This window comes from Paenibacillus sp. GbtcB18 (assembly GCF_019091125.1).
In the GTDB taxonomy this organism is placed as follows: domain Bacteria; phylum Bacillota; class Bacilli; order Paenibacillales; family NBRC-103111; genus Paenibacillus_F; species Paenibacillus_F chitinolyticus.
On sequence record NZ_JAGXJX010001031.1, the window covers coordinates 1 to 228 of the forward strand.

Annotated in this window: 1 protein-coding gene; it reads right to left on the minus strand. The window is 55.3% G+C overall.

Translation table 11 applies throughout. The annotated features are described in order from the left end of the window. Positions 1 to 228, minus strand: a 228-nt coding sequence (locus KVT34_RS31565) for a hypothetical protein (RefSeq protein ID WP_217563424.1), incomplete at both ends; no start/stop codon positions are given.

Consider the following 228-nt stretch of genomic DNA (forward strand, 5'->3'; position numbering starts at 1 on the left):
CCTTCAGCATCGCTACGCCGGTTTCTACGAACTGTGCCCCCGGATCGTTCAGTCTGCCCTCGAGCTCCGCCCTCAGCTTGCTTTTCCCTTCGCCCTCGAAGAAATGCTTGGCGTTCTTGAAATGAGCGGCAAGCGTTTTGTCCGTTACATCGGGAGCTCCCAGAGGCAGCTTGTTATCCGGCGTGTCGAAAGAAACGGATTCGTACGCTTCGAATTCGTAGCTTTCCA